The organism is Amycolatopsis sp. NPDC101161, assembly GCF_044768185.1.
Classification (GTDB): domain Bacteria; phylum Actinomycetota; class Actinomycetes; order Mycobacteriales; family Pseudonocardiaceae; genus Amycolatopsis.
In genome coordinates this window covers 340,729-354,872 of sequence record NZ_JBIWPI010000002.1, presented here as the reverse complement: position 1 = coordinate 354,872, position 14,144 = coordinate 340,729, and the positions used below count along the sequence as shown (strand labels likewise).

General features: G+C 72.2%; 19 protein-coding genes. 10 read left to right on the top strand and 9 right to left on the bottom strand.

Annotation, left to right across the window (positions count from 1 at the left end):
* The first annotated feature begins 46 nt into the window (after positions 1-46).
* The 5 genes from ACIRSS_RS12690 to ACIRSS_RS12670 all read left to right on the top strand — a co-directional run bounded on the left by ACIRSS_RS12690 (position 47) and on the right by ACIRSS_RS12670 (position 5,166).
* On the top strand, positions 47-703 hold the full coding sequence (locus tag ACIRSS_RS12690) for a transcriptional regulator (RefSeq protein ID WP_400894050.1): 657 nt from the start codon (positions 47-49) through the stop codon (positions 701-703).
* 597 nt (positions 704-1,300) lie between these two features.
* Positions 1,301-3,802 carry a nitrate- and nitrite sensing domain-containing protein gene (locus ACIRSS_RS12685; RefSeq protein ID WP_400894048.1) on the top strand — a complete coding sequence of 834 codons (2,502 nt, stop codon included), beginning with the start codon at positions 1,301-1,303 and terminating at the stop codon, positions 3,800-3,802.
* Positions 3,802-4,215: a roadblock/LC7 domain-containing protein gene (locus ACIRSS_RS12680; RefSeq protein WP_372664208.1), complete on the top strand. Its 414-nt coding sequence runs from the start codon at positions 3,802-3,804 to the stop codon at positions 4,213-4,215. Before ACIRSS_RS12685 ends, ACIRSS_RS12680 begins: the two co-directional genes overlap by 1 nt.
* On the top strand, positions 4,212-4,583 hold the full coding sequence (locus ACIRSS_RS12675; RefSeq protein WP_155541361.1) for a DUF742 domain-containing protein: 372 nt from the start codon (positions 4,212-4,214) through the stop codon (positions 4,581-4,583). The genes ACIRSS_RS12680 and ACIRSS_RS12675 overlap by 4 nt, the downstream gene beginning before the upstream one ends.
* Complete coding sequence (locus tag ACIRSS_RS12670) at positions 4,564-5,166, top strand: ATP/GTP-binding protein (RefSeq protein ID WP_086674902.1); 603 nt, start codon at positions 4,564-4,566, stop codon at positions 5,164-5,166. The genes ACIRSS_RS12675 and ACIRSS_RS12670 overlap by 20 nt, the downstream gene beginning before the upstream one ends.
* A 20-nt stretch (positions 5,167-5,186) precedes the next feature.
* Here the strand turns inward: ACIRSS_RS12670 and ACIRSS_RS12665 are convergent, their stop codons facing one another.
* Positions 5,187-5,621, bottom strand: a complete 435-nt coding sequence (locus ACIRSS_RS12665) for a DoxX family protein (RefSeq protein WP_400894046.1) — start codon at positions 5,619-5,621, stop codon at positions 5,187-5,189.
* A gap of 297 nt (positions 5,622-5,918) precedes the next feature.
* Here ACIRSS_RS12665 and ACIRSS_RS12660 point away from each other — a divergent pair, with 297 nt between their 5' ends.
* Positions 5,919-6,053: a hypothetical protein gene (locus ACIRSS_RS12660; RefSeq protein ID WP_400894044.1), complete on the top strand. Its 135-nt coding sequence runs from the start codon at positions 5,919-5,921 to the stop codon at positions 6,051-6,053.
* 14 nt (positions 6,054-6,067) lie between these two features.
* Positions 6,068-6,535, top strand: coding sequence for an NUDIX domain-containing protein (locus ACIRSS_RS12655; RefSeq protein WP_400894042.1), 468 nt, complete (start codon positions 6,068-6,070; stop codon positions 6,533-6,535).
* Here ACIRSS_RS12655 and ACIRSS_RS12650 read toward each other — a convergent pair.
* The 5 genes from ACIRSS_RS12650 to ACIRSS_RS12630 all read right to left on the bottom strand — a co-directional run bounded on the left by ACIRSS_RS12650 (position 6,525) and on the right by ACIRSS_RS12630 (position 10,369).
* Positions 6,525-7,172, bottom strand: a complete 648-nt coding sequence (locus ACIRSS_RS12650; RefSeq protein WP_400894040.1) for an HAD family hydrolase — start codon at positions 7,170-7,172, stop codon at positions 6,525-6,527. The genes ACIRSS_RS12655 and ACIRSS_RS12650 overlap by 11 nt on opposite strands.
* 28 nt (positions 7,173-7,200) lie before the next feature.
* Positions 7,201-7,722 (bottom strand): O-acetyl-ADP-ribose deacetylase, encoded by a 522-nt coding sequence (locus ACIRSS_RS12645; protein ID WP_400894038.1) that lies wholly within the window; start codon positions 7,720-7,722, stop codon positions 7,201-7,203.
* Positions 7,719-8,510, bottom strand: a complete 792-nt coding sequence (locus ACIRSS_RS12640; protein WP_400894036.1) for an alpha/beta fold hydrolase — start codon at positions 8,508-8,510, stop codon at positions 7,719-7,721. The genes ACIRSS_RS12645 and ACIRSS_RS12640 overlap by 4 nt, the downstream gene beginning before the upstream one ends.
* On the bottom strand, positions 8,507-9,151 hold the full coding sequence (locus ACIRSS_RS12635; protein WP_400894035.1) for a DUF998 domain-containing protein: 645 nt from the start codon (positions 9,149-9,151) through the stop codon (positions 8,507-8,509). The genes ACIRSS_RS12640 and ACIRSS_RS12635 overlap by 4 nt, the downstream gene beginning before the upstream one ends.
* Before the next feature lie 99 nt (positions 9,152-9,250).
* Positions 9,251-10,369 carry a metallophosphoesterase gene (locus tag ACIRSS_RS12630; protein WP_400894033.1) on the bottom strand — a complete coding sequence of 373 codons (1,119 nt, stop codon included), beginning with the start codon at positions 10,367-10,369 and terminating at the stop codon, positions 9,251-9,253.
* Positions 10,370-10,463: 94 nt separating this feature from the next.
* On the opposite strand from ACIRSS_RS12630, the gene ACIRSS_RS12625 reads away from it, so the two are divergent.
* Together ACIRSS_RS12625 and ACIRSS_RS12620 are read left to right on the top strand one after the other, a co-directional pair.
* The gene (locus ACIRSS_RS12625; RefSeq protein WP_400894031.1) at positions 10,464-10,736 is read left to right on the top strand and encodes a DUF6412 domain-containing protein; all 273 of its coding nucleotides are present in this window, start codon (positions 10,464-10,466) and stop codon (positions 10,734-10,736) included.
* A gap of 63 nt (positions 10,737-10,799) precedes the next feature.
* Complete coding sequence (locus ACIRSS_RS12620) at positions 10,800-11,447, top strand: YidC/Oxa1 family membrane protein insertase (RefSeq protein ID WP_400894029.1); 648 nt, start codon at positions 10,800-10,802, stop codon at positions 11,445-11,447.
* Here the strand turns inward: ACIRSS_RS12620 and ACIRSS_RS12615 are convergent.
* A complete protein-coding gene (locus ACIRSS_RS12615) occupies positions 11,430-11,843 on the bottom strand; it encodes a DnaJ family domain-containing protein (RefSeq protein WP_400894027.1) in 414 nt (137 codons plus the stop codon). The genes ACIRSS_RS12620 and ACIRSS_RS12615 overlap by 18 nt on opposite strands.
* A gap of 66 nt (positions 11,844-11,909) precedes the next feature.
* Here ACIRSS_RS12615 and ACIRSS_RS12610 point away from each other — a divergent pair, with 66 nt between their 5' ends.
* On the top strand, positions 11,910-12,680 hold the full coding sequence (locus ACIRSS_RS12610; protein ID WP_400894025.1) for a TetR/AcrR family transcriptional regulator: 771 nt from the start codon (positions 11,910-11,912) through the stop codon (positions 12,678-12,680).
* Here the strand turns inward: ACIRSS_RS12610 and ACIRSS_RS12605 are convergent.
* Both ACIRSS_RS12605 and ACIRSS_RS12600 read right to left on the bottom strand, forming a co-directional pair.
* Positions 12,677-12,928 (bottom strand): hypothetical protein, encoded by a 252-nt coding sequence (locus ACIRSS_RS12605; RefSeq protein ID WP_400894023.1) that lies wholly within the window; start codon positions 12,926-12,928, stop codon positions 12,677-12,679. The two genes, ACIRSS_RS12610 and ACIRSS_RS12605, sit on opposite strands and share 4 nt — an antisense overlap.
* Positions 12,929-12,933: 5 nt before the next feature.
* Positions 12,934-14,103, bottom strand: coding sequence for a lytic transglycosylase domain-containing protein (locus ACIRSS_RS12600; RefSeq protein ID WP_400894021.1), 1,170 nt, complete (start codon positions 14,101-14,103; stop codon positions 12,934-12,936).
* Positions 14,104-14,144: the final 41 nt, after the last annotated feature.

Genomic DNA, 14,144 nt, shown 5'->3' with positions numbered 1-14,144 from the left:
GCGCGCGAACTCCGGTTCAATGGAGGAGGACTTCCAGGGGGGAACGATGACGCGGTCGGCTCGGAAACTGCTCGACGAGATCCAGGCGGAGCTCGCGCCGCACGACGGCGACAACCGGCTCGTCCCGCTGATCACCGCCGGCCGCGCGCCGCGCGCGGTGTTCGCCGCGCTCGCCGCGGAGGAGAAGCGGATCACGCTGTCCGACTGGCGCAGCTTCCACGCGCTCGCCGCCCGCGCCGACGAGCCGAACGCGCGGACCTTCTTCGGCGGGCTCGCGCCGGGGGAGCAGCAGGCGAACGGGATGCTCGACGCGTTGCAAGCGGCCGCTGGTCCGGACCACGGGAAGGAACGGCCGCGCGCCGGCTGCCAGGTCTACCCCGCGTACGTCGCGTGGCTCGCGCTGAACGGCGAGTCGTCGGCGACCGCGGCGGGGATCTTCGCGAACTTCGCCGCCTTCGGCCGGTACTGCAAGGACGTCGCCGCGGGCATGCGCCGGCACTACGGCTTCGGCGACGACGCGTGCGCGTTCTTCGACTTCTTCGCGGCGGACGTTCCGGAAATTGAAGAACAAGCGCTCGCCGCGATCCAGGCGGGCCTCGACGCGCACCGGCTCGACGAACGCGAAGCCCACCTCTACGCCCGGCTCTTCCAGAGCTACGAACTGCAGTTCTGGAACACCCTCGCGGACGAGTTCCCGGGCTGACGCCCGCGGAACCGGTTCCAGGGCGTTCGGGGTGCCACTCGCGGTGGTCGAACCACCGCGCATGCGGAATAGCGGGAATTTCGTCTCGCCGTCCGGTGAATCCGCGGTGAGGGTGGCGAATGCCACGCAATTCCGCTTTGCGGAGCCCGCGAACCCCGGACGAAGGAGGCGGCCCCGGTCGCCGTGGTCCGCTCGTGACCTTTCTCACCGAACCATCCGGCCGTTCCGTACGTAGGGCGTCCCCGCCGGAGCGCCGGGTCGATCGCCCCATCGAAGAGCGTGCACCCAAGGGGCGAAACGGAAGTCGCCCTGGGACGAACGTCACGACTTTCGGTGGTGGACTTTCCAAGCGCAGGCAGCAAGTGTGGACGGGTCACCGTTCCAAGATCACGTTCTCGCCACGGACTTGACGCGCCCTACGGGGCTGCATACCGTCGTCGCGGGCGAAGCAGACCACGGTGATGTTGATCCGGCTGGTCGGAATCCGGGTGTTGACCGCCTCGGGCGACCCGAAACCATGTACTGCCGGAAGGAAAACGGACCCAGGTGAAGCAGATTTCTCTTCGACGCAACCGGGGATCCTCGATTCGGAAGCGCGTGCTCACGATCGCGCTCATCCCCAGTGTTGCCTTGCTGTTGGTCGGCGTGGCCCTCGCGGGCTACCTCATCTACGACGCGGTCACCGCGCGCGACTACACGACCAAGATCCGCAACTCGGAAGCCCCGGCGATCCCGTTCTTCGCCGCAATCCAGCAGGAGCGCCAGGCGACGCTGAGCCTGCTGGCCGGCCAGGGCAACCAGCGGGCCGTGCTCGCGGCCGTCCGCCCGAAGGTCGACGCGACCGCCGCGAAGGAGATCGAGAACCTCCGCGACAACTTCGCCGACTACAACGGCACGCCGCCGAGCGTCCAGAAGAACATCGCGACGTTCTTCGGGCTGTTCCAGCAGCTGCCGCAGACCCGCCAGGCGGTCGACGGCGGCCAGATGCAGATGCTGCAGGCCTTCGGCTACTACAACAAGATCATCGACCAGTTCACCGACGGCGTCGCCGGGCTGGCGCAGAACGCCCGCGGCGCGCAGAACGCGTTCGACCGGCTGACCGCCATCCCGATGTTCACCGCCGCGGACGAGATGCAGCGCAGTGACGCGCTCGCCGCGGCCGGGCTGGCCGCGGGCGGCCTCGGCAACGACGAGTTCCGCACCTACGTCGGCCAGGTCGGTGCCTACCACGCGCAGCTCGACGCGTCGGCGCCGAAGATGATCCCCGAGGTCAAGGCGAAGTACGACCAGCTGCTGGCCAGCCAGCCGTGGCAGACGGTGACCCAGGTCGAAACCGCTTTCCTGCGCGGTGACCTGTCGAAGCTGCCGGTGGCGCAGGACCAGTGGCGCACCGCCGCCCGCCAGGTCGGCGACGCCCTGATGGGCATCTTCGTGGCGCAGAGCTCGAACGCGAGCCAGGCCGCGATCGACGACGCCGACTCGACGTTCACCGAGTCGCTGATCGCCGGCGTGATCGCGGTCCTGTTCGCGGTCTTCGTGGTGTTCGTCGCCGTCCGGCTGTCGAACCGGCTCATCGGCCGCCTGCACCGGCTGCGCGAGGACACCCTCGACGCGGCCGAGGTCCGGCTGCCCGAGCTGGTCGCCCGGGTCCAGGCTGGTGAGCCCGTCGACCTCGAAGAGGGCGGGCACTTCCTCGACCACGGCACCGACGAGATCGGCCAGGTCGCCGACGCGTTCAACAAGGCGCAGCAGACCGCCATCGCGGCCGCGATCGACGAGGCGAAGATCAAGGAGGGCACCAAGACGGTGTTCCTCAACATCGCCCACCGCAGCCAGGTCATCGTGCACCGGCAGCTCAAGGTGCTCGACCAGGCCGAGCGCAAGCAGGAGGACCCGGAGCAGCTGGACACCCTGTTCCAGCTCGACCACCTCTCCACCCGCGCCCGCCGCAACGCCGAGAACCTGATCATCCTCGGCGGCGGGCAGCCGGGCCGGCAGTGGCGCAACCCGGTCGGGCTCGCCGAGCTGGTCCGCGGCGCGTCCGCCGAGACCGAGGACTTCGCCCGGGTCAAGACCGCCGCGCTGCCGCAGATCGCCATCCGCGGCCCGGTCGTCGGCGACCTCGTGCACCTGCTCGCCGAGCTGATCGACAACGCGACGTCGTTCTCGCCGCCGCAGTCGCGCGTCGAGGTGCGCGGCAACGTGGTCGGCAAGGGCGTCGTGATCGAGGTCGAGGACCAGGGCCTCGGGCTCGAGCCGGACCAGACCGAAGAGATCAACTCGATGCTGGCCAACCCGCCGGACTTCGGGATCATGGCCCTGTCCGACGAACCGCGCCTCGGCCTGTTCGTGGTCGCGCGGCTGGCGGCCCGCCACGGCATCCAGGTGCACCTGCGCGAGTCGGCCTACGGCGGTACCCGGGCGATCGTGCTGGTGCGCACCGACCTGCTGGCCCCCTTGGCGGAGTCCGAGCCGGAGCAGCCGATCACCCCGCCGAAGCCGGAGCTCGTGCCGAACCCGGTCGAGCCGGAGCCGGTGAACGACGAGGTCGCGCCGCTGCGGCGGCCGGTCCGCCGGCCGGCCCGCCACCGCACCGAGCCGCCGGCCCCGGTGACCCAGCCCGAGCCGGTCGCACCCGTCGCGCCGCCGGCCCCGGCGCAGCCGCCGTCCGCGCCGACGCCGGTCCCGGTCGGGTCCGTGTCCGTCTCGGAGCCGGTCAGCCAGCCGACCCAGGCGCAGCCGGCGGTCGCGCCGGTGCGCCCGGCCGCGCCGCCCGCCCGGACGTCGCGCCCGGCCCGCCCGGCCGCGCAGCAGCCGGTGTGGCCGCCGTCGGAGCCGCGTCCCGCGGTGCCCGAAGGCCGGCCTTCGCAGCCGCGCCGCCCGGAGGCCCCCGGCCGCCCGCCGCTGCCGCAACGGCGACGCCAGCAGAGCCTCGTTCCCCAGCTGCGGGAAGATAGGCCCGCACAGGAACGCGAAGAGGTCAGGCTGGACTCGCCGGAAGCCGCCCGCAGCAGGCTGTCCGCTTTCCAGCAGGGCACCCGCCGGGCCCGTGACGAAGAACCGGCTGAGAACGACGACAGGTACGGAGAGCGCGACTAATGGCCAACGTCAGTGAGCTCGACTGGCTGCTGGACGACCTCGTCAAGCGGGTCGCCGGGGCGGACCGCGCGGTGGTCTTGTCCTCGGACGGCCTGCTCATCGGGCGGTCGGGCAACCTGTCCGAGGAGGACGCCGAGCACCTCTCGGCGGTCGCCTCGGCGTTCCAGAGCCTCGCCCGCGGGACCGGCCGCCACTTCGGCGGCGGCAACGTCCGGCAGACGATGGTCGAGATGGACCACGCGTTCCTGTTCGTGACGGCGGCCGGCCGGGGCGCCTGCCTCGCGCTCCTGGCCCGCGAAGACGCGGACATGGGCCTCGTCGCGTACGAGATGAACCTGATGGTGAAGCGCGTCGGCCAGGTGCTCACCTCGGCCCCGCGCACCGGCGCCGGCGTCCTGCCCACGTCGCCATGAGCGGACGGCACGAAGCCTGGTTCGACGACGAGGCCGGCCCCCTGGTCCGGTCCTACGCGGTCACGGGCGGCCGCACGCGGTCGGACACGCTCGGGCTCGACCTCATCACGCTCGTCGTGGCGCTGCGGACGGCGCACGAAGCGGGCATGCTCGAACCGGAGTACGCGCGCATCATCGCCCTGTGCCAGCGGCCGGTCTCGGTGGCGGAGGTCGCCGCCCGCGTCGACCTGCCGCTGCCGGTCGTCAAGGTGATGCTCAGCGACCTCATCGAGCAGAACCTGGTGCTGTTCCGTACCGCGGCACCGGCCCAGGAATCCCCCAACCGACACGTATTGCAGGCGGTCCTTGATGGCATCCGGAAACTCTGACCCCCGGCGGAACCTGACCGCGACCGCGGTCAAGGTACTCATCGCCGGCGGGTTCGGGGTCGGCAAGACCACGATGGTCGGCTCGGTGAGCGAAGTGCCGCCGCTGCGTACCGAAGAGGTCATCACGACCGCGTCCGAGGGTGTCGACGACCTCTCGGGGATCGAGCAGAAGACGACCACGACGGTCGCGCTCGACTTCGGCCGCATCACGATCAACCCGGACCTGATCCTGTACCTGTTCGGCACGCCCGGGCAGGACCGGTTCTGGTTCATGTGGGATGAGCTGGCGGAGGGCGCGCTCGGCGCGGTCGTGCTGGCCGACACCCGCCGGCTGGACAGCTGCTTCGCGGCGGTGGACTTCTTCGAGCGCCGCAACCTGCCGTTCGTCGTCGGCGTGAACTGCTTCGACGGCGCGTACCGCTACGGCACCGAGGAGGTCCGGCAGGCGCTCGACGTCGGCATGGACGTCCCGCTCCTGCTGTGCGACGCGCGTGAGCGGGAGTCGACCAAGCAGGTGCTGACCAGCCTGATGGAACACGTGATGGCGCGGTCCGACCTGGCGGCCGCCCAGGGCGGCTACTAGACCGGACCGCGCGTCTTCTCTCAGCGCTTGCGCAGGTTGTCGAGCGCGAGGCGGCCGGGACCGATCGCGGCGAACAGCAGGAAGACCCACGAGTAGACCGCGGCGGGCTCGCCCATGTTCTGCAGGGGCAGCAGTCCCATCGGCGCGTGCACGGTGAAGTAGGCGTAGGCCATCACACCGGACAGCAGGAGCGCGGCGGGCCTGCTGGCGAGCCCGGCGAGCAGCAGCGCCGCGCCCACGAGTTCGAGGACGCTGCCCCACCAGCCGGGGAACGAGCCGAACGGGACGCCGCCGCCCTGGCCGTCGATGCCACCGAAGAAGCCGAATCCCTGCAGGCCGTGGAAGCCGAAGAGGAACGAGATCACGATCCGCGAGGCGCCGACGACGATGCCGGTGACCGGGGTGGTCTTGGTGGCGGCGGTCCGGGTCTGGGTCTCGCGGGCGGTGGTGGTCATGGCGGGTTCCTTCCCTGGGTTCTTCCTTGCCTTCTGCCTACGCGTCGAGTGAGTTCTCGCCGGATCGACAGCGTCGCGGAAAAAATCTCGGCCGGGTTTCGGGGACCGGCCGGGTGACGTGATCCCCGCACTCCCCGGGTTCGACGCGGCGATCTTCGCCGTGCCAGCGCCGGCTTCCTGCACGGCGAGCACGGCGTCGGCCACCACAAGTGAGCACTCGACGCCGATGCTCCCGAGTGGACCGGCGAACGAATCGAAGCGCTGGTCCGGTCCTGCCCACACGACGAGTCCCAAGCCGTGGTTCTGCCCGAGACCGCGCTGCACACGGCGGCGATCGCCGACCGGCTCGACGAAGCCGCCGGCCGTCCGGTCCTCACCGCCACTCAGGTCAGCGCACGAGGGGTGGCCGGTGCTCCGCCGACAGGCGGATGAGGTTCACTGTGCCGATGGCGGGCAAACGCAGTGCCGGGCTCCTGCTCCACCGCGGGCGGGGCGAGGACGTCGAAGTGCTGCTCGGGCACATGGGCGGGCCGTTCTGGGCGAAGAAGGACGCGGCGGCTTGGTCGCTGCCCAAGGGTGAGCTGGACCCCGACGAGCCACCCGAGAAAGCAGCGCGGCGCGAGTTCGAAGAGGAACTGGGCCTGCCCGCGCCCGCGGGGGAGTACGTCCCGCTGGGCGAGGTGAAGCAGTCCGGCGGCAAGGTTGTGACCGCGTGGGCCGTCGAGGCCGACCTCGATCCGGCGTCGGTCGTGCCCGGGACCTTCACCATGGAGTGGCCGCCGCGCTCGGGGCGGCAGCAGGAGTTCCCCGAGCTGGACCGGGTTTCGTGGTTCTCGCTCGACGTCGCGCGCGAGAAGCTGGTGAAGGGCCAGCTCCCGTTCCTGGACCGGCTGGTCGCGCTGCTCAGCGAGTGAGCAGGGCCTCCAGGGGCTTGGCGGTGAACGCCGGGAGCACGACGTCGGCCTGGCCGAAGTCGAGGCTTTCGGTGATGGCGTTCGGCACCGCGACGCAGGTCAGCCCGGCGGCCTTGGCCGAGGTGACGCCGTGGGGCGTGTCCTCGAAGGCGATGGTCTCTTCCGCGGTCGTGCCGAGCGCGTCCAGGGCGGCGAGGTAGAGGTCGGGGTCGGGCTTGGCCTTGTGGAGGTCGCCGGTGAGGACGGCGTCGAAGTAGGGCGCGATGCCGAGCCGGTCGAGGTGCGGGTTCACCCAGGCCCCCGACGAACTGGACGCGACGGCCAGCTTGAGGCCTCGCTGACGGGCGTCCTCGAGGTAGGTGCGGACGCCTTCACGCGGGCCGAGCTCGTCGAGGAGCTCGAAGACGCGGGCTTTCGTCTTCGGCCGCAGCGCTTCGGGGTCGATGCCGGGGACGTGCTCGGCGAGCAGGCTGAACATCGCGGGCGTGGTGTGCTGCGTCCCGATGACGGCGTACCAGGCTTCCATCGGCAGCTCGACACCGTGGTCGAGGAAGAGCTCCCGCCACGACTGCAGGACGGCGGACTCGGTGTCGGCGAGGGTCCCGTCGAAGTCGAAGACCAGGGCGCGGGTGGGCACGCCTGCACCCTGCCCGCCCGGTGATCGCTCAGGCAAGGGAGTTGTGACGAGCCCGAAAGGCGGCCATGGCCTCGGCGCCGCGCAGGGCGAAGACGACCTCCTCGATCCCACCGGCGTCGGCCTGGCTGACGGTGGTGAGCGCGATCTCGGCGGCCGAGTCGAGCGGCCACCGGTAGATGCCGGTGGAGATGGCCGGGAAGGCGACGGTCTTGGCCCCCAGCTCGTTGGCCACCTTCAGCGCGTTCCGGTGGCAGTCGGCGAGCAGCTCGGACCGGTCCTCGGTCTTCGACCAGACCGGGCCGACGGTGTGCACGACCCATTTCGCGGGCAGGGTCCCGGCGGTGGTGGCGACGGCCTGGCCGGTCTTGAGGCCTTTCCCGTAGTGGCCGGCCCGCAGCTTCCGGCACGCGGCGAGGATTTCGGGGCCGCCCTTGCGGTGGATGGCCCCGTCGACCCCGCCGCCGCCGAGCAGCGAAGAGTTGGCGGCGTTGACGACGACGTCGACTTCGAGGGTGGTGATGTCGGCGTCGAGGATCCGGATGTTCGTCACTTGAGGTAGAACTCCTTCAGGACCGGGGCCAGCGCCGCGGCTTTCACGATGTGCGTCTGGCCCGGCAGCGTCCGGTACTCCGCCGCCGGCAGGACCTTGGCCAGCGCGGCCACGCCGTTGCGCATCCAGTCGGGGCTCTTGCCGCCGTCCGCCACCAGCGCCGGGACCTTCACGTCCGGCCACGCCGCCGGGAGGGGCTCGCCGGACTGGCGGCCGTCGACCAGCGCCGCGTCGTACGGGATCGTGTGGGCCACGCGCTTGAGCTTGGCCCAGAACGGCATGATCCGCATCAGCGCCACCGTCGTGCCGCTCAGGCCGACGCCTTCGGTCATGAACATCTTGACCGCCTTGCCGCGCTTGCCTTCCCGGAGCGCCGCGTCGAGCCGGGCCGGGTAGTCGGCCGGGACGCGGGGGCGCGTGTCGTCGACGATGAACGGCGGCTCGTACAGCGCCAGCTTCGTCACCGGGAGGCTGCGGGCCGCTTCGAGCGCCAGCGCCGCACCCGAGGAGGTGCCGAACAGGAACACCTCGCCGCCGGCTTCTTTGACCAGTGCGGCGAGGTCCTCGACCTCGCGCTCGACCGCGTACGGCCCGGTGTCGGTGCTCTCGCCGCGTCCCCGCCGGTCGTAGGTGTACACCGTGAAGTGCGCGGCCAGCTCTTTCGCGAGCGCGTCGTTCGGGGACGAGCCGCGGTAGCACATCGCGCCGTCGACGAGGACGAGCGCGGGGCCGGACCCGGCGCGGGTGTAGGCGATCTTCGTGCCGTCGGCGGAAACCGTCGTGCTCATCGGGACTCTCCTCTCGACAGCAGGTGGGTCGACGTGGTGGCGAGCCACGCGAAGGCGATCACCACGGCCGCCCAGAAGCCGAGGATGACGACCGGGCTCGTCGACCCGGACGCTACGCCCGCGAAGCCCGCGAGGAACAGCAACCCGCTGAGCCGCGAGTACCACGCTCGCGCGGGCGTCAGGTGCGAGCCGATCGCGAAGCAGGCCGCGACCAGGGCGAGGAACCCGACACCGCCGGCGGCGAAGTGCAGCGTGCCGTGCCAGCTGATCGTCGACGGCGGACCGGCGGGCGTGCCGGCCGGGAAGCCGTCCTGCGGGTCGGCGCGGAACACGCCCGCGCACAGCAGGCCGATCCCGTAGACCGTGAGGAGTCTCGGCCCCCAGCGGCCCGGCAGGACGCGCCGGATCCCGGCCGCGGCGGCGATCGCGAGCAGGCCGGTGACCAGGAAGTTCGCGATCTGGACGAAGCCGAGCGACCCGTTGGACAGGACGCTCGCGGGGTGGCGGGTGAAGTCGAAGCCGGCGCGGGTCAGGCCCTGGACGACCCCGGTGGTGACGAAGACGGGGCCGGCGAGGATCCCGCAGGTCAGCAGCGCGCGGGTGGTCGAAAAGGTGCTGGTGGGAAGCGTTGTGGTGGTCATGGCGGACAGCTTGGCATCCGACGATCGAAACTGTCAAGACAAAAAAAGTTGTCGGTGGCGGGGTTGCCAGCCGTGAAGGTGCCCTTCGTGGCTTTCGAGTCAGGCGGAGCGCAGCGTGAGGAGCGTGATCTCGCTGGGCGCGAAGACGCGGAACGGCGGACCCCAGAACCCCGTCCCCCGGCTGTTGTACAGCTGGGTCGGCCCGTGCCGGGTCAGCCCGGACAGCGTCGGCTGGTCCAGCCGCACCAGGAGGTGGAACGGCCAGATCTGCCCGCCGTGCGTGTGCCCCGAGATCTGCAGCGCGACGCCGGCTTCGCGCGCCTGCTCGACCTGCTTCGGCTGGTGCGCCAGCAGGACCACCGGGACGTCGGCGGGGGCGTCCGCCAGCGCCGCGGCCAGGTCGGGACCGTGGCCGGGCAGGCCGGACGCCGACCCGGTCGGGTCGTCGATGCCGGCGAACACAATGCGGTCGCCGTCGCGCTCCAGGAGCGCCGAACGGTTGTGCAGCGGCTCCCAGCCGAGCCCTTCCATGTGGTCGAGCCAGGCCTGGGCCTCGCCGAAGTACTCGTGGTTGCCGGTGATGTAGAACCGCCCGAGCGCGGCCTGGACGCCGCCGAGCGGGTCGACCTGCTTGCGGCGCTCGGCCACCGCGCCGTCGGCCAGGTCGCCCGCGTGGCAGACGACGTCCGCCTCGAGCGCGTTGACCGCCGCGACGACCTCCTCCGACCACTTCGTCCGGTCGATCGGCCCGTAGTGGGTGTCGGTCAGCACGGCCACGCGCAGGCCGTCGAGGCCGGGGCCGAGCCGCGGGATGACGACGTCGGTCGCCTTCACCGGCGGCACGCGCATCGCGACGCGGTTGCCGTGCACGAGCAGCCCGGCGGCCACCACGAACGTCGCGGCCGCGACGATCCGCGAGCGCAGCGGGTCGTCGACGCCGAGCAGCGCGGCGCGCAGCACGAGGCTCAGGATCGACCAGCTGAACAGGACCCAGATCACGGCCAGCAGCGAGTCGCCGACGCGTGCGGCGCCGTCCTGGTGCCGCGCGTGGCCGCGGAACATCGCGACCGGCATGGTGACCAGGCCCAGCGCGAACACCGCGGTGCCGGCGACCGTGGCCGCCGTGCCCCAGTCCGGCGCGAGGACGAGCGTCCACCAGGGCACGGTGAACAGCAGGATCAGCGCCAGGATCGGCACGACGACGAATTGGCCTCTCATCGAACCAGGTTACAGCCCATCGGGCTCTTACCCCCGGCGCCCGGGGTCGCGATTCCGCTACCCTGGGGTTTCGGAGGATAGGGGGACGACCGCCGTGAACACACTGCTGGAGCTGGCGTTCCCCGTCGTCTCGAGCCCGACGGCGCTGGTCGCCTTCGCCTCCATCGCCGCCGCGAGCCTCCTGGTCGTGCTGCTGGTCGGCAGCACCCACCGCGGCGAGTTCGCCGTCTGGTCGGCGCCGGTGCGCAGCCGCGCGACCGCCCTGCGCCGCCGCGCGCGGCGTGCCGAGTCGATCCGCCTGCGCGACCCCGGCGCCCCCGGACGCAGCAGGCCACGAGCACCCGGTTCCCGCAGCACGGCTGCGTAGGAACCTCTTCGACGCAGCCATTCCGCTCACCCACACCCCTTCCACTCATGCGGAGTGCTGCCCATGTTCGGCTTTCTCGACGTGCCCGTCGAAGGCGCGTACCACCTGATCCACGCGTTGACCGGCCCGTTCTCCACGGCGTTGGCGATCGTCCTGTTCACCCTCGGCGTGCGGCTGCTGCTGCACCCGCTCGCCCGGTCGGCCGCGCGCGGCGAGCGCGTCCGGGCCACCCTGCTGCCGGAAATCAAGACGCTGCAAGCGAAGCACGGAGGTGACCGGGACCGGCTCGCCGCGGAGGTGACGAAGCTGCAGCAGGAGTCCGGGACCTCGCTGTTCACCGGCTGCCTGCCGATGCTGCTGCAGCTGCCGTTCTTCACGGTCATGTACCGGCTCTTCACGACGCCGGTGATCGGCGGCGAACCCAACTCGCTGCTCGGCGCGACCCTCTTGGGGACGCCGCTGGGTGCGCACGGCCTCGCGGGCGGCCCGCTCGTGTTCGTCATCGCCGCCGGGCTGGCGGTGGTCGCGTGGTTCTCGGTCCGGCAGAACCGGCAGGCCGCCGACGGCGTGCCGGGTGGCAGGCTGATCCGGCTGCTGCCGTACGGCACCGTGCTCGCGACGCTCGTCCTGCCGCAGGCGGCCGGGATCTACCTGCTCACGACGACGGCGTGGACCGCGGCGGAACGGGCGTTGCTACGACGCGGCTCGTGAGCGCCGCCAGTCCGCGACGGCCTCCTCGACGTCCACCAGCGCCACCGTGAGCGGCGGGCCCGTGTGGTGGTTGAGGTAGGCCTGGCGGATCCGCAGGTTGAGGTCGTCGACGACCTCCCGCACCTGCTGCTCGGTCCGCTCGGCGGCGAGCCGGCCGGGCAGGTCCTGGACTTCGCGCTTGAGCGCGAGCGCCGGCGGCAGCAACGCCTTGGTGTCGTGGCCGCCGGCCCGGACCTGCCGCAGCACCCAGTCGGTCGCCGCGTCGTTGCCCGTGGGCTTCGGCAGCGGCTTGCCGGTGCCGGGCAGGTCGTCGAACTCGCCGCGGTCGCGGGCCTCGTCGATCTGCCGGTCGACCCACCAGCGGAAGGAGACCTTGGGCGGCTTGCGTCGGGTCATGCGTCCAGAATGCCAGGTGGGACGGGTGGGCCGGGTAGGATCACCGGCGGGGAGCGAGGGGAGCGCATGACCGCCGAACGCACTGGTGCCGACGACGTGGACCGGACGCTCGCGCTGCTCTGGCGCGCCCGCGGCGGCGCGGCCGAGCCGACCCGGGGCCGCCGCCCGACGCTGACGATCGAGCGGATCGTCGCCGCGGCGATCGCGGTCGCGGACGCCGACGGGCTGGTGGCCGCGTCGATGCACCGCGTCGCCAAGGAGCTCGGCGCCGGCACCATGACGCTCTACACGTACGTCCCCGGCAAGGCCGAGCTGGTGGACCTGATGGTCGACGACGTGCTCGTCGAGCGCCGGCTGCCCGGGCCGGGCGAGCCGCGGCCGGCGGACTGGCGCGCGCAGGTGGCGCTGTACGCGGAGCGGACGCACGCGGCGTACCGCAAGCATCCGTGGCTGTGCGAGGTTTCGCGGGTCCGGCCGCCGCTCGGGCCCGGTCAGCTGGCCGGGCAGGAGTACCTGCTGTCCATCATGGACGGTCTGGGGCTGCCGCCGCGGCAGGCCGTCGCGGCGGCCAACGGGATCGGCACGTACGTCGACGCGAACGCGGCGCTCGGCGCGGAGAACACCCGCCTCGAGCGCAGCACCGGGCAGTCGACCGAGGCGTGGTGGCACCAGCGCTCGTCGTTCTGGGAGAACTACTTCGTGGTCGACGCGCACCCGGCGATGAACCGGATCTGGCTCGGCGGCGGCTTCGACGACAGCCCGAAGGGCCAAGGCGAAGCGGCGTACGAGTTCGGCCTCAACCGCATGCTCGACGGCATCCAGGCGATGGTCGGCTAGCGGCGGGTCCGCCACCTCGACCGGCGGCGCTCCTGGCGGGGCACCGACGGCTCGGGCGCGTCGCGCAGGAGGTCGCGGCAGATCGGGTCGAACCGGCCGGGGGCCTCGATCATCGGCGCCGCCAGCACCACGTGCCCGCACACCGCGCGGAACCGCCCGTCGTGCCGCCCCGCCGCGAACTCGTCCTCGGTGACGGCGTGGGTGTAGCCGTCGGTGTCGCAGCGGATGTGCACCAGGAACGGCTCCACCGGGCTCACCCGGTCGGGCTGGTCGTGGTGGACTCGGTCGGCGTGCTCGCCGAGCCGGCGGCGGTGCTGGTCGGCGCCGCGGAGCTGGTCGCCGGCGTGGTCGGCGTCGTCGCCGGCGGCGGCGTGGTGGTGGTCGTGGACGACGGCGGCGGGGTCGTCGTCGGGGCGGTCGTGGGCGTGCCCGGCTTGGTGGTCGGCGTGGAGGACGACGACGGCGTGGTGGTCGGCGTCGTCGTGGTGACCGGGAGCGAGCCCGGCGGCAGCGCGACCACCGGCGGCGCCGGCGGGGCGGGCGCGCCGACCGGGCCGCCCGCGGCGGCCGCGTCCGGGGCGTTCGGCGTGCCGATCGGGACCTCGCTGTCGGGCAGCTGGGCCACCCCGCCGCGGTAGGCCGCGGCCCACGCCATCACTGTGTCCACATAGGACTGCGAGTTGTTGTAGCGGCGGACGGCCAGGCGCTGTCCGGCGTCCGTCGACAGGTCCAGCCCGCCCGAGCACAGGTAGCGCGCGGTGGCCAGGGTCTCGTCGTAGATGTTGTTCGGGTTCGACACGCCGTCGCCGTTGCCGTCGGAGGCGTAGCCGCGCCACGTCGACGGGATGAACTGGGTCGGGCCGACCGCGCGGTCCCAGACCGCGTCGCCGTCGTACTTGCCGCCGTCGGTGTCCGGGATCGCGGCGAACGCGCCGGCGCCGTTGAGCACCGGGCCGAGGATCGGCTCCAGGGTGTCGCCGTTGGCGTTGACGTACCCGCCGCGCGCGTGGTTCGACTCGATCCGGCCGATGCTGGCGATCAGCGCCCAGTCCAGGTGGCAGTTCGGCTGCTCCTTGGCGAGGATGTCGGCGGCGTTCTTGTACGCCTTGAGCATGCTCGCCGGGATGCCGAGCGGCCCGGAGATGCCCGCGGAGCCCGCGCGCCCGCCGGGCACGACCAGCGGGGTGGGCAGCGGCGGCTGCGGGAGGCTGCCGTCGACGGCGACGGGCGGCATCACGATGTTCGGCGGCTGCAGCGGGGCGGCGGCCTGGTCCGGCAGGGTGTCCCCGGCGTTGGCGACCACGACCGGCGTCGGCAGGCCGGTGGTCAGCGTCGGCAGCACGACGAGCGCCCCGCCCGCGAGCGCGGCCGCGGCCCGGCGAACCGTCCGCGAGCTCTTGCGACGTGGCCGGTGCTTCGCCATGGTGCGTCCCCGCTTCCCTCGATCTTCGCTGATCGCCTCAC